The 14745-nt window shown below is 65.3% G+C and carries 14 protein-coding genes; 11 read left to right on the top strand and 3 right to left on the bottom strand.

The annotated features are described in order from the left end of the window. Nucleotides 1-35: 35 nt before the first annotated feature. From BKK79_RS00240 to ilvD, 7 genes are all read left to right on the top strand, one after another. Complete coding sequence (locus tag BKK79_RS00240) at nt 36-458, top strand: hypothetical protein (RefSeq protein WP_071036687.1); 423 nt, start codon at nt 36-38, stop codon at nt 456-458. Continuing rightward, nucleotides 455-1705, top strand: coding sequence for an SDR family oxidoreductase (locus BKK79_RS00235; RefSeq protein WP_071036685.1), 1251 nt, complete (start codon nt 455-457; stop codon nt 1703-1705). Before BKK79_RS00240 ends, BKK79_RS00235 begins: the two co-directional genes overlap by 4 nt. Then, entirely contained in the window at nt 1702-2172 is a 471-nt protein-coding gene (locus tag BKK79_RS00230) for a DUF2269 family protein (RefSeq protein ID WP_071013122.1), read from the top strand. The genes BKK79_RS00235 and BKK79_RS00230 overlap by 4 nt, the downstream gene beginning before the upstream one ends. Nucleotides 2173-2311: 139 nt before the next feature. Beyond that, on the top strand, nt 2312-2758 hold the full coding sequence (locus tag BKK79_RS00225; RefSeq protein WP_071036683.1) for a MarR family winged helix-turn-helix transcriptional regulator: 447 nt from the start codon (nt 2312-2314) through the stop codon (nt 2756-2758). 55 nt (nt 2759-2813) lie between these two features. Continuing rightward, nucleotides 2814-4067: a M20 family metallopeptidase gene (locus tag BKK79_RS00220; protein ID WP_071036681.1), complete on the top strand. Its 1254-nt coding sequence runs from the start codon at nt 2814-2816 to the stop codon at nt 4065-4067. An 11-nt stretch (nt 4068-4078) separates the two neighbouring features. After that, a complete protein-coding gene (locus tag BKK79_RS00215; RefSeq protein ID WP_071038366.1) occupies nt 4079-4723 on the top strand; it encodes a trimeric intracellular cation channel family protein in 645 nt (214 codons plus the stop codon). Between the two features lie 341 nt (nt 4724-5064). Next, nucleotides 5065-6927, top strand: a complete 1863-nt coding sequence (gene ilvD / locus BKK79_RS00210; RefSeq protein WP_071036680.1) for a dihydroxy-acid dehydratase — start codon at nt 5065-5067, stop codon at nt 6925-6927. A 406-nt stretch (nt 6928-7333) separates the two neighbouring features. Here ilvD and BKK79_RS00205 read toward each other — a convergent pair whose 3' ends face one another. Together BKK79_RS00205 and BKK79_RS00200 are read right to left on the bottom strand one after the other, a co-directional pair. After that, nucleotides 7334-8854, bottom strand: a complete 1521-nt coding sequence (locus BKK79_RS00205; protein WP_232346239.1) for a sulfatase-like hydrolase/transferase — start codon at nt 8852-8854, stop codon at nt 7334-7336. A gap of 164 nt (nt 8855-9018) precedes the next feature. Then, nucleotides 9019-10215 carry a porin gene (locus tag BKK79_RS00200; RefSeq protein WP_335582920.1) on the bottom strand — a complete coding sequence of 399 codons (1197 nt, stop codon included), beginning with the start codon at nt 10213-10215 and terminating at the stop codon, nt 9019-9021. Between the two features lie 828 nt (nt 10216-11043). On the opposite strand from BKK79_RS00200, the gene BKK79_RS00195 reads away from it, so the two are divergent. The 4 genes from BKK79_RS00195 to BKK79_RS00180 all read left to right on the top strand — a co-directional run bounded on the left by BKK79_RS00195 (nt 11044) and on the right by BKK79_RS00180 (nt 13653). Continuing rightward, nucleotides 11044-11682, top strand: a complete 639-nt coding sequence (locus tag BKK79_RS00195; RefSeq protein WP_071036678.1) for a cytochrome b/b6 domain-containing protein — start codon at nt 11044-11046, stop codon at nt 11680-11682. 37 nt (nt 11683-11719) lie between these two features. Then, nucleotides 11720-12493: a molybdopterin-dependent oxidoreductase gene (locus tag BKK79_RS00190; RefSeq protein ID WP_071013143.1), complete on the top strand. Its 774-nt coding sequence runs from the start codon at nt 11720-11722 to the stop codon at nt 12491-12493. Nucleotides 12494-12557: 64 nt separating this feature from the next. Further along, nucleotides 12558-12866, top strand: coding sequence for a pentapeptide MXKDX repeat protein (locus BKK79_RS00185; RefSeq protein WP_071013146.1), 309 nt, complete (start codon nt 12558-12560; stop codon nt 12864-12866). Between the two features lie 298 nt (nt 12867-13164). After that, a complete protein-coding gene (locus tag BKK79_RS00180; protein ID WP_071036677.1) occupies nt 13165-13653 on the top strand; it encodes a VOC family protein in 489 nt (162 codons plus the stop codon). A gap of 279 nt (nt 13654-13932) precedes the next feature. Here BKK79_RS00180 and BKK79_RS00175 read toward each other — a convergent pair whose 3' ends face one another. Beyond that, a complete protein-coding gene (locus tag BKK79_RS00175; RefSeq protein ID WP_071013152.1) occupies nt 13933-14526 on the bottom strand; it encodes an excisionase family DNA-binding protein in 594 nt (197 codons plus the stop codon). Between the last annotated feature and the right edge of the window lie 219 nt (nt 14527-14745).

Raw genomic sequence — 14745 nt, 5'->3', positions numbered from 1 at the left:
CTGTCAATACAGAAATTTCAGAAACGGAGGAATCCATGGAAACGATCCTGTTGCTTGCATTCCAGCTTGCCGGCCCGGTGGCGATCGGACTGGCCATCACCTGCTATCTGCGCGCGGTGACATTGCGACTGCTGACGGATGTGTGCGGAACGCGCGATCGCGCCGAGTTCTGGGTGCGCGTTTCGGCGGTGCTGACGGTATGCATGCCGCTCTCGCTGGTTCTTCTGGCTGCGACGAGTCCTGTCAAATGCCTCTCCGGCGATCCGGTCTGCGAAGAACTCGTGGTCCGGCAAACGTTCCTCTTCACGCTTCTCGGTTCACTGCTTTCGGTCGCTGCCGTGGCCTGCATGATCGCGCGCTACCTTCCCCAACCGCAGGCGTCCACGAAGCAACCCGTGGCAGCGACCGCGCAAGCGACCGCGCAATCGACCGCGCAATCGACCGCGGAGGCAGCATGAACATCCTCGTCTGCGGCGCACACGGTTTCATCGGCGCGGCCTTGTGCGACAGGCTCGAGCGCGGCGGCCATCGCGTGGTGAAGGGCGTACGGCATGCCACGGCGGAAGATGAGCGCGCGATCGACTATGCCGGCGCCCTTGGCCCCGATGCATGGGATGCCCTGCTGCAAGGCATCGACGTCGTGATCAACGCGGTGGGAATCCTGATCGAGAAGGGTCGGCAGACCTTCGACAGCGTCCACACCAGAGCACCGATCGCCTTGTTCGATGCTTGCCAGCGGCAAGGTATCCAGCGCGTGATCCAGGTTTCCGCGCTTGGCGTTCCAAGCGGCCTCACGCCCTATTTCCAGAGCAAACTCGCCGCCGACCATCATCTGCAGTCGCTGCCGGTCAGCCATTCCATCGTCAGGCCGGCACTTGTCTATGGACCGTTGGGCGCATCGGCCGCCTTCTTCCGGATGCTCGCGAGCCTGCCCATCCACGCCTTGCCGGCGGGCGGCCATCAGCGCCTTCGCCCCGTCCACGTGGAGGAACTGGCTGAAGTCATCGAACGCTTGCTCGATGCGGACGCCGGCGACCGCGGCGTCATCGACGTGGTTGGCGGCGAAGAGGTCGAGTATCGCGAGATGCTGGCCATCTACCGCCAATCGCTCGGCTTCTCCCCCGCCTTGCCGGTGTCGATTCCAGGCGGCTTGATCGGCACCGGCGCGGCACTGCTCGACCGCGTGCCCGGGTCGATGCTGACCCGCGATACCTGGCGAATGCTGCAGGCCGGCAGCACCGGCGATGGCGCCGCGACGGCAAGCCTGCTCGGGCGCCCGGCGCAGAGTCTTCGCGCCTTCATCGGCCCCGATGCGCTTGCGCTGCGCTACCGGGCTCTTCGCACGTGGCAGTCCGCGCTGCTGAGGGGCGTGCTGGCCTTCGTCTGGCTCTGGACCTCGGCGGCCAGCCTGTGCTTTCCCCGCGACGCGACCATGGCACTGCTCGCGCGTGCGCACCTGCACGACATGAGTGCGGTATCGGCGTTCTATGCGGCGGTGTGCCTGGACTTCGCTTTCGGCGTCATGACGATCGTGAAGCCGGGGCGCCTGCTGTGGCTATCCCAGGCAGTACTGGTCGCGACCTACACGTCGATCATCGCCGTCGCGATGCCGGAAACCCTCTGGGACCCGTTTGGCGCGATTCTCAAGAATCTCCCGATTCTGGCGATCCTGCTCATCCTGCTTAGCGAGGACAACTCGCGATGAACACCTACCTCACGATCAAGGCGCTCCATATCCTCTCTTCGGTATTGCTGGTCGGAACCGGCTTCGGGTCCGCGTTCTACCTCTACTTCGCCCACCGCACGCGATCGGTTCCTGTCATTGCCGCGGTGACCCGGCTGGTGGTGCGCGCCGATTGGTGGTTCACCACGCCAGCGGTACTGTTCCAGCCGATCTCCGGTGCCTGGCTGGCACATCAGGCAGGATGGCCATGGACGAGTTCATGGCTCGTCGCCGCGGCGGTGCTTTATGCCGTCGCGGGGGCCTGCTGGCTGCCGGTGGTCTGGCTGCAGCTTGAAATGGCAAAGATGGCGCGCGTCGCTCATGCCGCCGGATCGACGGCATTGCCGGACCGCTACTGGCGCTTCTCCATGCGATGGGAATGGCTGGGATATCCAGCATTCCTGGCGATGATCGCGGTCTATTTCCTGATGGTGTTCAAGCCGGCCTGATCGACCGGCACGTGGCACGTGGCACGTGCCAGGGATAGTCCACATCCCTGCCCCTCTCCCCACATAGTTGAATTTTTCAACTATCTGCCTATAATCGCCCCAAGGGCATGCGGGGCATGCCCGCGACCTTGGAGTGGTGGTGTACTCGGACTTCCTGACGTTCAAGCTCGACCTGACCAGTGCCTTGCTGATCGAGCGGGCCAACGTGGCCTACCGCGAGCACTGGGATCTCGATGTGCGCGCGCTGCGTGTGCTGCGCCTGGTGTGCGCTGAACCGGACACGACACCCAAGGAGGTGTCGCGGCGTACACTGGTCGAGAAGACCTTGCTATCCAAGGTCCTTGCCGACCTGGAAGCGCGGGGCCTGATGCGCCGCACCACGCATCCATCGGATCGCCGCAGCGTGATGCTGCGCGCGACGGCGCGCGGCCTGGAAGTGGCGAGGGCGTCCGAGGTGCTGGGATCGGCGCTGGAGGTCGAACTGGCCAAGGCACTGAGCGCCAGCGAGCGCCGCACCCTGGAGCGACTGCTGGACAAGCTTTCGCACGACCTGTTGAGCGCCGGATCCGCCGGCGCCCCCGACTGAGTGTGCCGCCTGCCGCCCCGCCTGCGGCGCGCACGGTAACGACGAGGAGTCTCCCATGCCGAACTGGATCGAAGCGATGGGAAGCGCGATCGACGCGCTCCTGCCCGGACTGGAAGCGATCTACCAGGATCTGCATCGGCATCCGGAATTGTCCATGCAGGAGGTCCGCACGGCATCGATCGCGGCGGACTATGTCGCCGGGCTCGGCTACGAGGTCACGCGCAACGTCGGCGTCACCGGTGTGGTTGCCGTGCTGCGCAATGGCGACGGCCCCACGGTGATGCTGCGCGCCGACATGGATGCCCTGCCGATGGCGGAAGCCACCGGACTGCCCTACGCCAGCACGGTCAAGATGACGGATGAAGACGGCGTCGAGGTGAGCGTGGCGCATTCGTGCGGGCACGACCTGCACGTCACCTGGCTGATGGGCGTGGCGCGCCTGATGGCCGAGCATCGCGCTGCGTGGCGCGGTACGCTGCTGGCCGTCTTCCAGCCCGGCGAGGAGGTGGGGCGCGGCGCGCGCAGCATGATCGACGATGGCATGATGTCCCGCTTCCCCAAGCCCGACGTCATCCTGGGCCAGCACGTGATGGTCGGCCCCGCGGGCACGGTAGGCTATCGCTCCGGCACCATCCTCTCGGCGGGCGACAGCCTCAAGGTGCGGCTGTTCGGGCGCGGCTCGCACGGCTCGCAACCGCAGACGTCGATCGACCCCGTCATCATGGCCGCGTCGACCACCTTGCGCCTGCAGACCATCGTGTCGCGCGAGATCTCGCCGCGGGAGAGCGCGGTGCTGACGGTCGGCGCGCTGCAGGCCGGCACCAAAGAGAACATCATTCCCGACGACGCCACCCTCAAGCTCAATATGCGCACCTTCGACGAGGACGTGCGCGAATACATGCTGGGCGCGATCCGCCGCATCTGCTGCGCCGAGTGCATGGCATCGAATGCACCGCGCGAGCCGGAGTTCACCACGCTCAGCAGCTACCCGCTGACGGTCAACGATGACGCCACCACGCAACGCCTGCAGGCGGCGTTCGAGGCTTGGTTCGGCGAGCGGGCCTACGAGACGCAGCCGGCCGCGGCGAGCGAGGACTTCAGCGTGTTCGGCCGCGCATGGAACGTGCCGTACGCCTTCTGGTTCGTCGGTGGCACGGATGCCGCAACCTATGCCAGGGCGCAAGCGGAAAAGACACTCAACAGGCTGCCCAGCAACCACTCGCCCCAGTTCGCGCCCACCCTCCACCCCACGTTGCGTACCGGCCTGGAAGCCATGCTGTGCGCAGCCGGGGCCTGGCTTGTCCAATGAGGACGGCCATGGTGAATTCCCACGCGGCCTACACCTTCCTCGACCTGGTCGGCACCTTCGCGTTCGCCATCAGCGGTGCCGTCGCCGCCCGGCAGAAACGGCTCGACCTGTTCGGCATCGCTTCGATCGCCTTCATGGTGGCCTGCGGGGGCGGCATCGTGCGCGACGTCTGCATCGGCGCCGTCCCGCCCGCCGGGCTCTCGAACTGGCCCTATCTGGCCACCTCCCTGGCGGCGTGCGGGGTCACCCTCCTCGCGTATCCGCAAGTCCGCCGCCTGCGCCAGCCTGTGCTGCTCTTCGATGCCATCGGGCTCGGCCTGTTCGCGGTGGCGGGGGCGCAGAAGTCGCTCGCTTATGGCCATAGCGCGGAGCTCGCGATCCTGCTGGGCATCGTGAGCGCGGTCGGCGGCGGCGTGATGCGCGACGTGCTGCTCTCGCGCGTGCCGGCCATACTCGAGCGCGAGATCTACGCGTCCGCTGCGCTGCTCGGCGCGGCAGTCCAGGTCGGTTTCACCTACGCGGGCTGGACCGCCTGGTGGGCGCCGTGGCTGGCGACGCTTGCATGCGTGGTGCTGCGGCTGGCGTCTCTCTACTTCGGCTGGCGCCTGCCGGCATTTGCGGGACGGCGGGAATACCTGGCCCGCGATGGCCAATAAGCCCGCTGCCGAGCAGCCGGCCGGCGGGATGCGGCAAGCGCTGTGCAGCCCGCGGCGCCCCGGCCATCGCTCGGCGTGATGCTGCCCCGGCACGACGAGGGCGCGCCCTTCACCTCGCCCCTTGCCCTGCCGCGCTTGATATATTTTTCGACTTAATTACGCCAGAAAAATATATTGGACGTCTTAGCGCATCTCCCGCACCATCTGCACCATCTGCACCATCTGCACCAACTGCACCAACTGCACATTTCCCCCAGACCGTGCGCCCCGTTACGGCGCGCCAGGAGGCTCAAGCCGCACACCGAGCCTCGACTAGTACAACATAATCCCCGAGGACACGGATGCCTGACTATCGATCGCGAACTTCCACCCATGGCCGCAACATGGCCGGGGCGCGCGCCCTGTGGCGCGCCACCGGCATGAAGGACGGCGATTTCGGCAAGCCCATCATCGCCGTGGTCAACTCCTTCACCCAGTTCGTGCCGGGACACGTGCACCTGCGCGACCTCGGCGCCCTGGTGGCGCGCGAGATCGAAGCCGCCGGCGGCGTGGCCAAGGAATTCAACACCATCGCGGTCGACGACGGCATCGCCATGGGCCACGGCGGCATGCTCTATTCGCTGCCCTCGCGCGAACTGATCGCCGATTCGGTCGAGTACATGGTCAACGCGCACTGCGCCGATGCCATGGTCTGCATCTCCAACTGCGACAAGATCACCCCGGGCATGCTGATGGCCGCCATGCGCCTGAACATCCCCGTCGTGTTCGTCTCCGGCGGCCCGATGGAGGCCGGCAAGATCAAGTCGCCCACCGATGGCCAGGTGATCGCCAAGATCGACCTGATCGACGCCATGATCAAGGCCGCCGACCCCAAGGTCAGCGATGCCGAGGCCGAGGAAGTCGAGCGCAGCGCCTGCCCCACCTGCGGCTCCTGCTCCGGCATGTTCACCGCCAACTCGATGAACTGCCTGACCGAGGCGATCGGCCTGGCGCTGCCGGGCAACGGCACCATCGTGGCCACGCACGCCTGGCGCCAGGGCCTGTTCGAGCAGGCCGGCCGCCTGATCGTCGACCTGTGCCGCCGCTACTACCAGGAAGAAGACGCCTCGGTGCTGCCGCGCCAGATCGCCACCAAGCGCGCCTTCGAGAACGCCATGGCGCTGGACGTGGCCATGGGCGGCTCCACCAACACCGTGCTGCACCTGCTGGCCGCGGCGCAGGAGGCGGGCGTGGACTTCACCATGTCCGACATCGACCGCATCTCGCGCAAGGTGCCCTGCCTGTGCAAGGCCGCGCCGGCCACCGACAAGTACCACATCGAGGACGTGCACCGCGCCGGCGGCATCCTCGGCATCCTCGGCGAGCTGCTGCGCGCCGACCTGATCGACCCCAGCTGCGGCAACGTGCACAGCGGCACGCTGGGCGCCGCGATCGCGCGCTGGGACGTGGCGGGCAGCGGCGAGGATGCCGCGCACAAGTTCTACCGCGCCGCGCCGGGCGGCATCCCGACCCAGGTCGCCTTCAGCCAGGAAGCCACCTTCGACACGCTGGACCTCGACCGCGAGCGCGGCTGCATCCGCAGCAAGGAGCACGCGTATTCCAAGGACGGCGGCCTGGCCGTGCTGTACGGCAACCTGGCCGAGAAGGGCTGCATCGTCAAGACCGCGGGCGTGGATGAGTCGCAGTGGGTGTTCAGCGGCCGCGCGCGCGTGTTCGAGAGCCAGGACGACGCCGTGGCCGGTATCCTGGGCGACCAGGTGCAGGCCGGCGACGTGGTCATCATCCGCTACGAAGGCCCCAAGGGCGGCCCCGGCATGCAGGAGATGCTGTACCCGACCTCGTACCTGAAGTCCAAGGGCCTGGGCAAGACCTGCGCGCTGTTCACCGACGGGCGCTTCTCGGGCGGCTCCTCGGGGCTGGTGATCGGCCATGCCTCGCCGGAAGCGGCGGAAGGCGGCACGGTGGCGCTGGTCAACGATGGCGACACAATCCACATCGACATCCCCAAGCGCCGGATCCACCTCGACGTCTCCGAGGCGGAGCTGGCCAGCCGCCGCGCCGCCATGCAAGCGCGCGGCGCGCGCGCCTGGCAGCCGGAGCACCGCGAGCGCGTGGTCTCGGCCGCGCTGCAGGCCTACGCGGCGCTGGCCACCTCGGCCGATCGCGGCGCGGTGCGCGACCTGTCGCAGCTCAAGCGCGGCTGAGCCTCGCCTGCGCCCGGGTGCGACCGGGCGTGAAAAAAGGAAAGCCGGCACGGTCCTGGACCGCGCCGGCTTTCTTGTTTCGGATCGCCTCCCCGCGGATGCTCGCGGCAACAGGTTGCGCAAGGTCTGCCGGACCGCCTCTCAGTCTGTCAGGTAGCGCTCCGCCAGCAGGCTCCAGAACGCGGCCCCGATGGGCAGGTTGTCGTCATTGAAGTCGTATTGCGGATGCGCGACAGGATCGAACAGAGCGCCGCGGCGATCGTGCCTGCGGATAGGGTGGCCGCTTGAGCCTTGGCGTGAAGGTCCGGCGGACCCACGCGAACGCCGAGGCCGGGGTGCCGACCGAGCCAGCGGCCGGCACCGACACCGCGAGACGCCTGCTCGCCCGGCGTACCACTGGCGCGGGTCAGTTGCCGCCTCGCCCCGCCATACCGCGTTCGATCGTCACCCGGTCGAACTCCGGCGCCGCTTTCGTGATCGAGCGTTCGAAGGCCTGGGCATCCTGCTGCAGGCGCTGCAGGATCGCGGGCTCGCTCGCAGCCTTGTCGAACTTCTCCCCGGGATCCCGCCCCAGGTTGTACAGCGTTGGCTTAGCCATGCGGACTTGCAGGCTCTCCTCCGGTTTGCGCCCGGTGACGTCGTAGAAGTTGACCTTCCATTCCCCTTCGCGCCAGGCCTGCAGGCGGCCACGGTAGAAATAGGGCATCACCTGGCGCGGGCTTGGCGCCTGCTCGCGCAGCGTCTTGCCCAGGTCGACCCCGTCGAGGACGGCATCGGGCAGCCGGGCCTTGGCCAGCGCCGCGAAGGTGGGCAGCAGATCGTAGGTGGCGCCGATGCCGTCCACGACCGCGGGACGGATGGTGCCAGGCCACCAGAACAGGGCGGGCACGCGTGCGCCACCCTCATAGGTGGAAGCCTTGCCGTCGCGCAGCATGCCGGCCGACCCGACCAGCTCCTCATACAGGATCCAGGGGCCGTTGTCGCTGACGAATACGACCAGCGTCCTCTTGGCATCCGGGCTGCGCCGCACGGCTTCCATCACCCGCCCCACACTGTGATCGAGCTCGGCAATGGCGTCGCCCACCGGCCCCCCCTTGCTGCTGCCGACGAACTCGGGCGCCGGCATATGCGGCAGGTGAGGCTTCTCATACCCCACCCAGGCCAGGTAGGGCTTGTCGTGCTTGCCACCGATGAAATCGACGACCCGGTCAGTCAGGCGCTTGTTGTAGCCGGGCTGATCCACCGGCTGCTCGACCACCTGGTCGCGGTAGTCGGTCTTGCCGTTGACGACAATCCGCTCGCTCGAGATCAGCGGTGAGTTCCAGTACGCGTTCTTGGGATCGCGGAAGGCAGTCACCGCCTGCCGGTAGTACAGGGCGAACAGTTCCTTGGGCGACTCACCCTTGGCGAAGCGCTGCCGCAGTTCCTCGATGCTGACGCCGCCGGGAATGCCGGTGAAGTACGCATCGTTCGACATCGGCATGCCCCACCAGGAGTCGAAACCGTGCCGTGTCGGGTAAGCGCGCGGGGCGTCGCCCAGATGCCATTTGCCGAACAGGGCGGTGGCATAGCCGGCGTCGCCCAGCACGCTGGCGACCGTCGCTTCGCGGTCGGGAAATCCGTAGGGATCGCCTTCGACCTGCACGCTGTTGAGTGCTCCATACAAGCCCGAGCGGGTCTCGACCCGCCCGGTCAGCATGGCGCCGCGGCTGGGCGAGCAGATCGGAGAGCTGACATAGAAGTTGGTCCAGCGCTGGCCTTCGGCCGCCATCCGGTCCAGGTTCGGCGTGCGGAACACGGGATGGCCGTAACTGCCGAGATCGCCCCAGCCCAGGTCGTCGGCGATCAGCAGGATGATGTTCGGGCGGGTATCGGGCGACCCATTCGGGCCGGCAGCGGGCACCGCCCGCGCCATGAGGGGCGGCACAGTTAGTGCCACGGCCCCGATGATAGGCAGTGCCCATCGACACGCGACGCGCCTGGCGCGCGCCACAGCCAATTGCGCTGGCGCTGGCGACCGCTCCTGCGGCTCCGCCGCGCGACGTCCTCCGATCGCGCTTTGATCCATTTGCTTCATCTCCTCTCAACCCATCAGAACTTGTGACGTATGCCGGTTGCGATCCCCGTCTGGCTGTTCTTCCCTTCGCCAAGGAATGCACCATTCGCGAATCCGATTGCCGGAGAGTCGAGGTTCAGTCCAGAGTTCCGTGCATAGCCAACCGTGAAATAGACGTCGGTGCGCCTGGATAATGCGTAGTCGGCGATGAAACTCAACTGCCAGGGGTTGACCGGGTTGACGTCCGGCTGTGCGGCGTTGGTCTTCAATGTCCTGCGATCATCGTAGTAGTAGCCCAGCGTGAGCGTCAGCGCAGACGTGGCGCTGTAGTTGAAACCGGTCCACCAGAAATTGTCCCGCACCAAGGTGCCGCCTGCAGCGTCCTTGTTTTGTCCCCAGCGATAGCCGGCCATCCACTTGGTCCGGCCCAGCTCATAGCTTGCAGCCAGCGCCAGCTTCTTCGACGTACCGGTACTGCCGGGCACGACCGCAGGGTTCCACTGGTCATAGGTGACGGCGAGGCCAAGGCCTGCCCCCAGGTACATCAGGCCGGCTCCATAAGCGGTATTGTCCTTGGCATGCCCGGGCACTTCCCCCGCGCCCTGCCCGGCAACGGGAGTCAGGCCGAACTTGCTCAGCCCCGCCCCGAAACTGTAGTGCGCCTTCATCGTGAGCGGCCCCGCGACTGCGGTGTACTTCACCGCATTGTCCAGGCCACCGCCGCTAGCCGTCCCGCCAAGCAAAGCTACCGTTGGCTCGAACAAGGGAGCGAACTTGGCCGGCATGAAGTTCCCCAGCGTTTCATACATGCTGGTGTTCTGCCGGCCGAGCGTGATCTGGCCGAGCCGGTCGCTTTGCAAGCCGACGAACGCCAATCTGCCGAATATGGTGCCCGCTCGCGATATCTGCCCCGAGTCGGCGGCGAAACCACTCTCGAGGACAAACAACGCCTTCATGCCCGCCCCCAGGTCTTCCACGCCGCGTATGCCCCAACGCGAGCCCGACATGCCGCCAGCCGCCTCCAGGGAGAATTTGTTGCCCCCCGCTTGCCGTGTCACCGCGCCGGTGACGGGATTGATGACCGGCGCGACCTGCGCCTGGTTGTTGACATACTCGAACGGCACATCGATGACGCCATAGATCGTCACGCCAGACTGTGCATGCGCCACGCCCGTGCCACCCGCAGCGAGACTCAAGACGGCATGGCACGCAAGATGCTTTTTCCTCCCCACAGCTCTCCTCCTTGTTTTTCTTTCGCGCTCGTCGTCCGAGGCGCGCCTCGGCGTTACGGATACGCTGGTCTGGATCCGGATGCGCAACAACGGCAGCAACGGACCCGGCCAACTGCCAGCTGCCATTCGCGCGCGCACCAGCAACGCGCACCAATAAAATTATCCGATCGGATAATTTATCAACGTCGATCTGGCAGTGTCAAGCGCGACACACGCCCCGCTCATCTCAGTAGAATCCCTGATCCCGCGAGGTGGTTGGATCGTGAAAATGCCGGCGTCATCGCACCGTTCGCGTGGCCCTCGGGGGAAATGGAAGAGGCACGTCGCCAGGCAAACCCAGCAGGTAAGGAGCGGACAAACCCGCGCCGGGATAATGGCTATCGCTCCAGCTTCCGTAGCGGCTCACCGCTGAGAAGACATAGTTGCGCGAGATCGGCGCAATACGCGAAAACACAGTCGGCGCCCATTGCGAAGCGGCCCTGGCATTCAGCTTCCGATAGCCGGGCACCCCTCCTCCTGAGGCCGCCACTACGCGGGCACTTTTTTCGCCGGGCCCTGCCACCACGCAACAACCGGAAGGCAGTTCCTTGCCTTCCGGTCGATTGGTTCTATCGTCAAGGTGCATGCCGCTTCATTTCTGCAATCGAATCATGGCGGCAAGCCACTCGATCTTTCTCAGCACTGCGATATGCCGTAGGCGCCACGCTGGCGATGCCACGATCCGCGCCTGACGAGGATGCGATGGGACTGTGTAAGGTTGTGCCGCGAGGCACGACTAACGTGGCATGGGCGGCGGTTGCCGCTTGACGACTGCCATCGGAGGGAAACGTGAAGACTGCAGAGCGATTCGCGGCAATCAGGCCAGAGCCTCGCACAAGCCCGTCCACCACGATTCAGCCGGCGTGGCTGCGCATCACGCACTGGCTCAATGCCATCGCCGTGATCATCATGATGCTCAGCGGCTGGCGCATCTACAACGCTTCCCCGCTGTTTGCCTTCCATTTCCCCAACGGCATCACGCTCGGCGGGTGGCTGGCCGGCGCGCTGCAATGGCACTTCGCCGCCATGTGGCTGCTGGTGGCCAACGGCCTGTTTTACCTGGCCATGAATGTGCTCACCGGCCGCTTCCAGAGGCGCTTCCTGCCACTTTCCATTTCCGGCGCGCTGCAAGACATGGCCGCGGCGTTGCGCGGGAAGCTCTCGCACGCCAATCTCGCTGAATACAACGCCGCCCAGAAGCTGCTCTATCTCGGGGTCGTCGCCGTCATCGTGGTCACGGTGCTATCCGGTCTCGCCATCTGGAAATCAGTGCAGTTTCCGCTGCTGCGCATGCTGATGGGGGGCTATGACACGGCTCGCTGGATCCACTTCGCCGGCATGAGTGCGATCGCACTCTTCATCGTCGTCCATGTGGTGATGACGGTACTGGTGCCGCGCACGCTCATCATCATGCTGCGCGGCCGCTAGGCTGAGGCAGCTAAACAGGCTGAACAGGGGAATTGCCGTGAGCACACCCGAGAAAATCGTCCGAGTCGACCGCCAGCTGATCCTGCGCGATGCCACCCGGGAGTTGAGCATGCCGTCCCGCCGGCTGTTCGGCAAGCGCGCCATCACGCTCGGCGGATTGCTGCTGCTGACTGGATGCCGCATCACCGACGAGCCGTCAGTAGAGTCCTTCCTGATGGCGGTTTCACGCTTCAATGATCGGGCGCAAGCCTGGCTGTTCGATCCGCGGCGGCTGGCGCCGACCTATCCTGAGTCCATGCTGACGCGGCCGTTCCCCTTCAACGCCTACTACGGCATCGATGAAGTGCCGGAGGTGGACGCCGACGGCTTCCGGCTCGAGATCGGAGGCCTGGTCTCACGCAAGGCGCCATGGACGCTCGACCAGTTGTATGCCTTGCCGCAGACGTCCCAGGTCACGCGGCATATCTGCGTCGAAGGGTGGAGCGCGATCGGCAAGTGGGGCGGCACGCGCTTCTCCGACTTCCTGCAGCGCATCGGAGCGGACGTGACGGCAAAGTATGTGGGTTTCCGCTGCGCCGACGACTACTACTCCAGCATCGACATGCCCACGGCATTGCATCCGCAAACGCTGCTGACGTTCACCTACGACGGCGAACGCCTGCCGCCAAAGTATGGATTCCCCATGAAGCTGCGCATGCCGACCAAGCTCGGGTACAAGAACCCGAAGCACATCGTCGCCATCTTCGTGACCAACAAGTATCCGGGCGGCTACTGGGAGGACCAGGGCTACAACTGGTTCGGCGGTTCCTGAGCGATCACCCGTACCTGACCGGCGGGTTCGCCGGTTTCCTGCTTATCTGACCAAGGAGAACACCATGAAAAAGCGTCTGGCTTTGCTGATTTCCGCTGCAATGCTGCTGGCCGGCAATGCGCTGGCACAGGACACCATGAAGAAAGACGAGATGGGAAAGGATGCGATGGGACAAAGCGGCAGCATGGCGAAGGACACCATGGGCAAGGACGATATGTCGAAAGGCCATATGAGCAAAGGCCACGCCAAGAAGGCTCCGGCGAAGCGAGGCATGAGCAAGGATTCCATGGGGAAAGGCTCCATGGACAAGGACTCCATGGGCAAGGACTCGATGGACAAGGACTCCATGGGCAAGGGCGATACGAAGGAATAGCGGGCTGCATCAAGCGATCCGGCGCTGGTGAGAGTGCCCGGCTCCGGTCATTGCATGAATCGCAGCCGGTCGTGCCCCGCGGCAGCGTTCCGGCTTCACGCGGACCGACGCGGACATTGGCGGGCGCGTCCGGGCGCTCCCACGTCCCCTTTGTGAGAGCGAGCGCCTCCCGGGGCGCAGCATCCCCGGCCCGAGCCCGCCATCGTGCGGGCTTTCTCTCGCTGCCGCCCTTCCTTGGTCGCCCCGATTGCGATCCCGTTTCGCGGCGCGATCGCCCCGCCCAGACAGGAGCATTGCCATGAAGATGCAGAAGATCACCCCCTTCCTCTGGTACGCGAAAGAGGCGGAGGAAGCCGCCAGGTTCTACGCTTCGATCTTTCCCGATTCACGTGTCGTGCGGGTCACGGCAATGCCCAGCGATTCGCCGAGCGGCCCGCCGGGTTCCGTCAAGATCGTCGAATTCGTCCTGTGCGGACAGCCTTTCACTGCCATGAGTGCCGGACCGCTCGATCCGTTCAACCATGCGATCTCCTTCGTGGTGCAGTGCGAAGACCAGGAGGAACTGGACCGCTACTGGAATGGGCTGCTCGACGGCGGCGTGCCCGAGCAATGCGGCTGGTTGAAAGACCGCTTCGGGCTCTCGTGGCAGATCGTTCCGGCGGCCCTCGGCGAGTGGATGTCGGATCCCGATCCGCTCAGGGCCCGGCGCACGGCGGATGCCATGATGAAGATGGTCAAACTCGACATCGGGGCCCTGAAGGCGGCTCATGCGGGGGCCGCCGGCTGAGGCTGCTGCCGCTTTGGGGGGGAATGACGCCGGACCGGCCCCGGCATTCCGCGGCGAGGTCTCGGGGCCATCGCCGGGGGGACGCCGCGGTGTGTCGCCCTCGCGTCAGCCGCCGCCATCACGCCGGACGGGAGCAGCGTGGACGTCCGCCTGGCAGCGCTTCAGCCATGCTCCACGGCAGGGCCGCAGGCCTTTTGATTTGCGATGCAGCGCACCCTGCGACTGGCGGATTGAAACCGCCACGCGCGGACTGAAATATCAATCGGCCGGCAACATCAACTAGGCGGCAAGGTGAACCTGCCGGCTCGTCAAGGCATTATTGACGGCAATCGGAAGCTCCTTGACCCCGATCGGTTTTTTCAAAAGGCAGATATGCTCGGGCAGCCCGCCATTCGATTCAATCACATCATCCGACAGTCCGGTGACGATGATTATCGCGATTTTCTCGTAGATTTCATTTGTCTTGAGCGTATGCAACAGGCGAAAGCCATCGACTCCCGGCATCACAAGATCCAGAATAAGAATATCAGGCTCACACCGGCCTATCGCGATCAGGCCTTCGATCCCGTTCCCCACTGATTCGATTTTCAGGTCCGGGAATCTCGTCCTGATTCCACTCGCATAGAGATCCCTCAAATAGGGATCGCTTTCGATGATCATGAGACGCCTGGAACGCAGCAAACTGCCATCCTGCACCCGCTGCTGCTGGAGAACCAGGGTATCGACGGCTTCCTTCGGAATCCGGCGGTGGCCGCCATCGGTCTTCCATGCCGGCAACTTGCCGGTCTCAACCCACATCTGCACCGTCCGACGAGAAACCCCGAGCCGTTCCGCGGCTTCTTGGGTTGAGTAGAATTCAAAATTCTTGCTCATATCATTATGATCAGATATTTTTATCTGAAGATTAATTCCCTCTTATCCCGCCAGGAACCTTGAAATCCGGGTCGGTCTGTCGAGCGTCGCCCCGCTCGCGCTTTGCCAGCGCACCGCCATCGTTCTAGGCCTCAACCACGCCGCTCCGGCTTCCTGGCGCGTGGCCTGCGCAGCATATCCGGCCTGCACGGACGGCATCAACCGGACGGGCACCGCAAA

The organism is Cupriavidus sp. USMAA2-4, assembly GCF_001854305.1.
GTDB lineage: Bacteria > Pseudomonadota > Gammaproteobacteria > Burkholderiales > Burkholderiaceae > Cupriavidus > Cupriavidus malaysiensis.
Note: the sequence above shows the minus strand (reverse complement) of the source record. Positions and strands in the feature narration are given on the sequence as shown.

Bases quoted from the DNA above. Each gene is read 5' to 3' on its own strand.
- ilvD (WP_071036680.1), top strand. From the start codon at position 5,065: ATGCCTGACTATCGATCGCGAACTTCCACCCATGGCCGCAACATGGCC.
- BKK79_RS00230 (WP_071013122.1), top strand. From the start codon at position 1,702: ATGAACACCTACCTCACGATCAAGGCGCTCCATATCCTCTCTTCGGTA.
- BKK79_RS00175 (WP_071013152.1), bottom strand. From the start codon at position 14,526: ATGAGCAAGAATTTTGAATTCTACTCAACCCAAGAAGCCGCGGAACGG.
- BKK79_RS00235 (WP_071036685.1), top strand. From the start codon at position 455: ATGAACATCCTCGTCTGCGGCGCACACGGTTTCATCGGCGCGGCCTTG.
- BKK79_RS00220 (WP_071036681.1), top strand. From the start codon at position 2,814: ATGCCGAACTGGATCGAAGCGATGGGAAGCGCGATCGACGCGCTCCTG.
- BKK79_RS00185 (WP_071013146.1), top strand. From the start codon at position 12,558: ATGAAAAAGCGTCTGGCTTTGCTGATTTCCGCTGCAATGCTGCTGGCC.
- BKK79_RS00180 (WP_071036677.1), top strand. From the start codon at position 13,165: ATGAAGATGCAGAAGATCACCCCCTTCCTCTGGTACGCGAAAGAGGCG.
- BKK79_RS00240 (WP_071036687.1), top strand. From the start codon at position 36: ATGGAAACGATCCTGTTGCTTGCATTCCAGCTTGCCGGCCCGGTGGCG.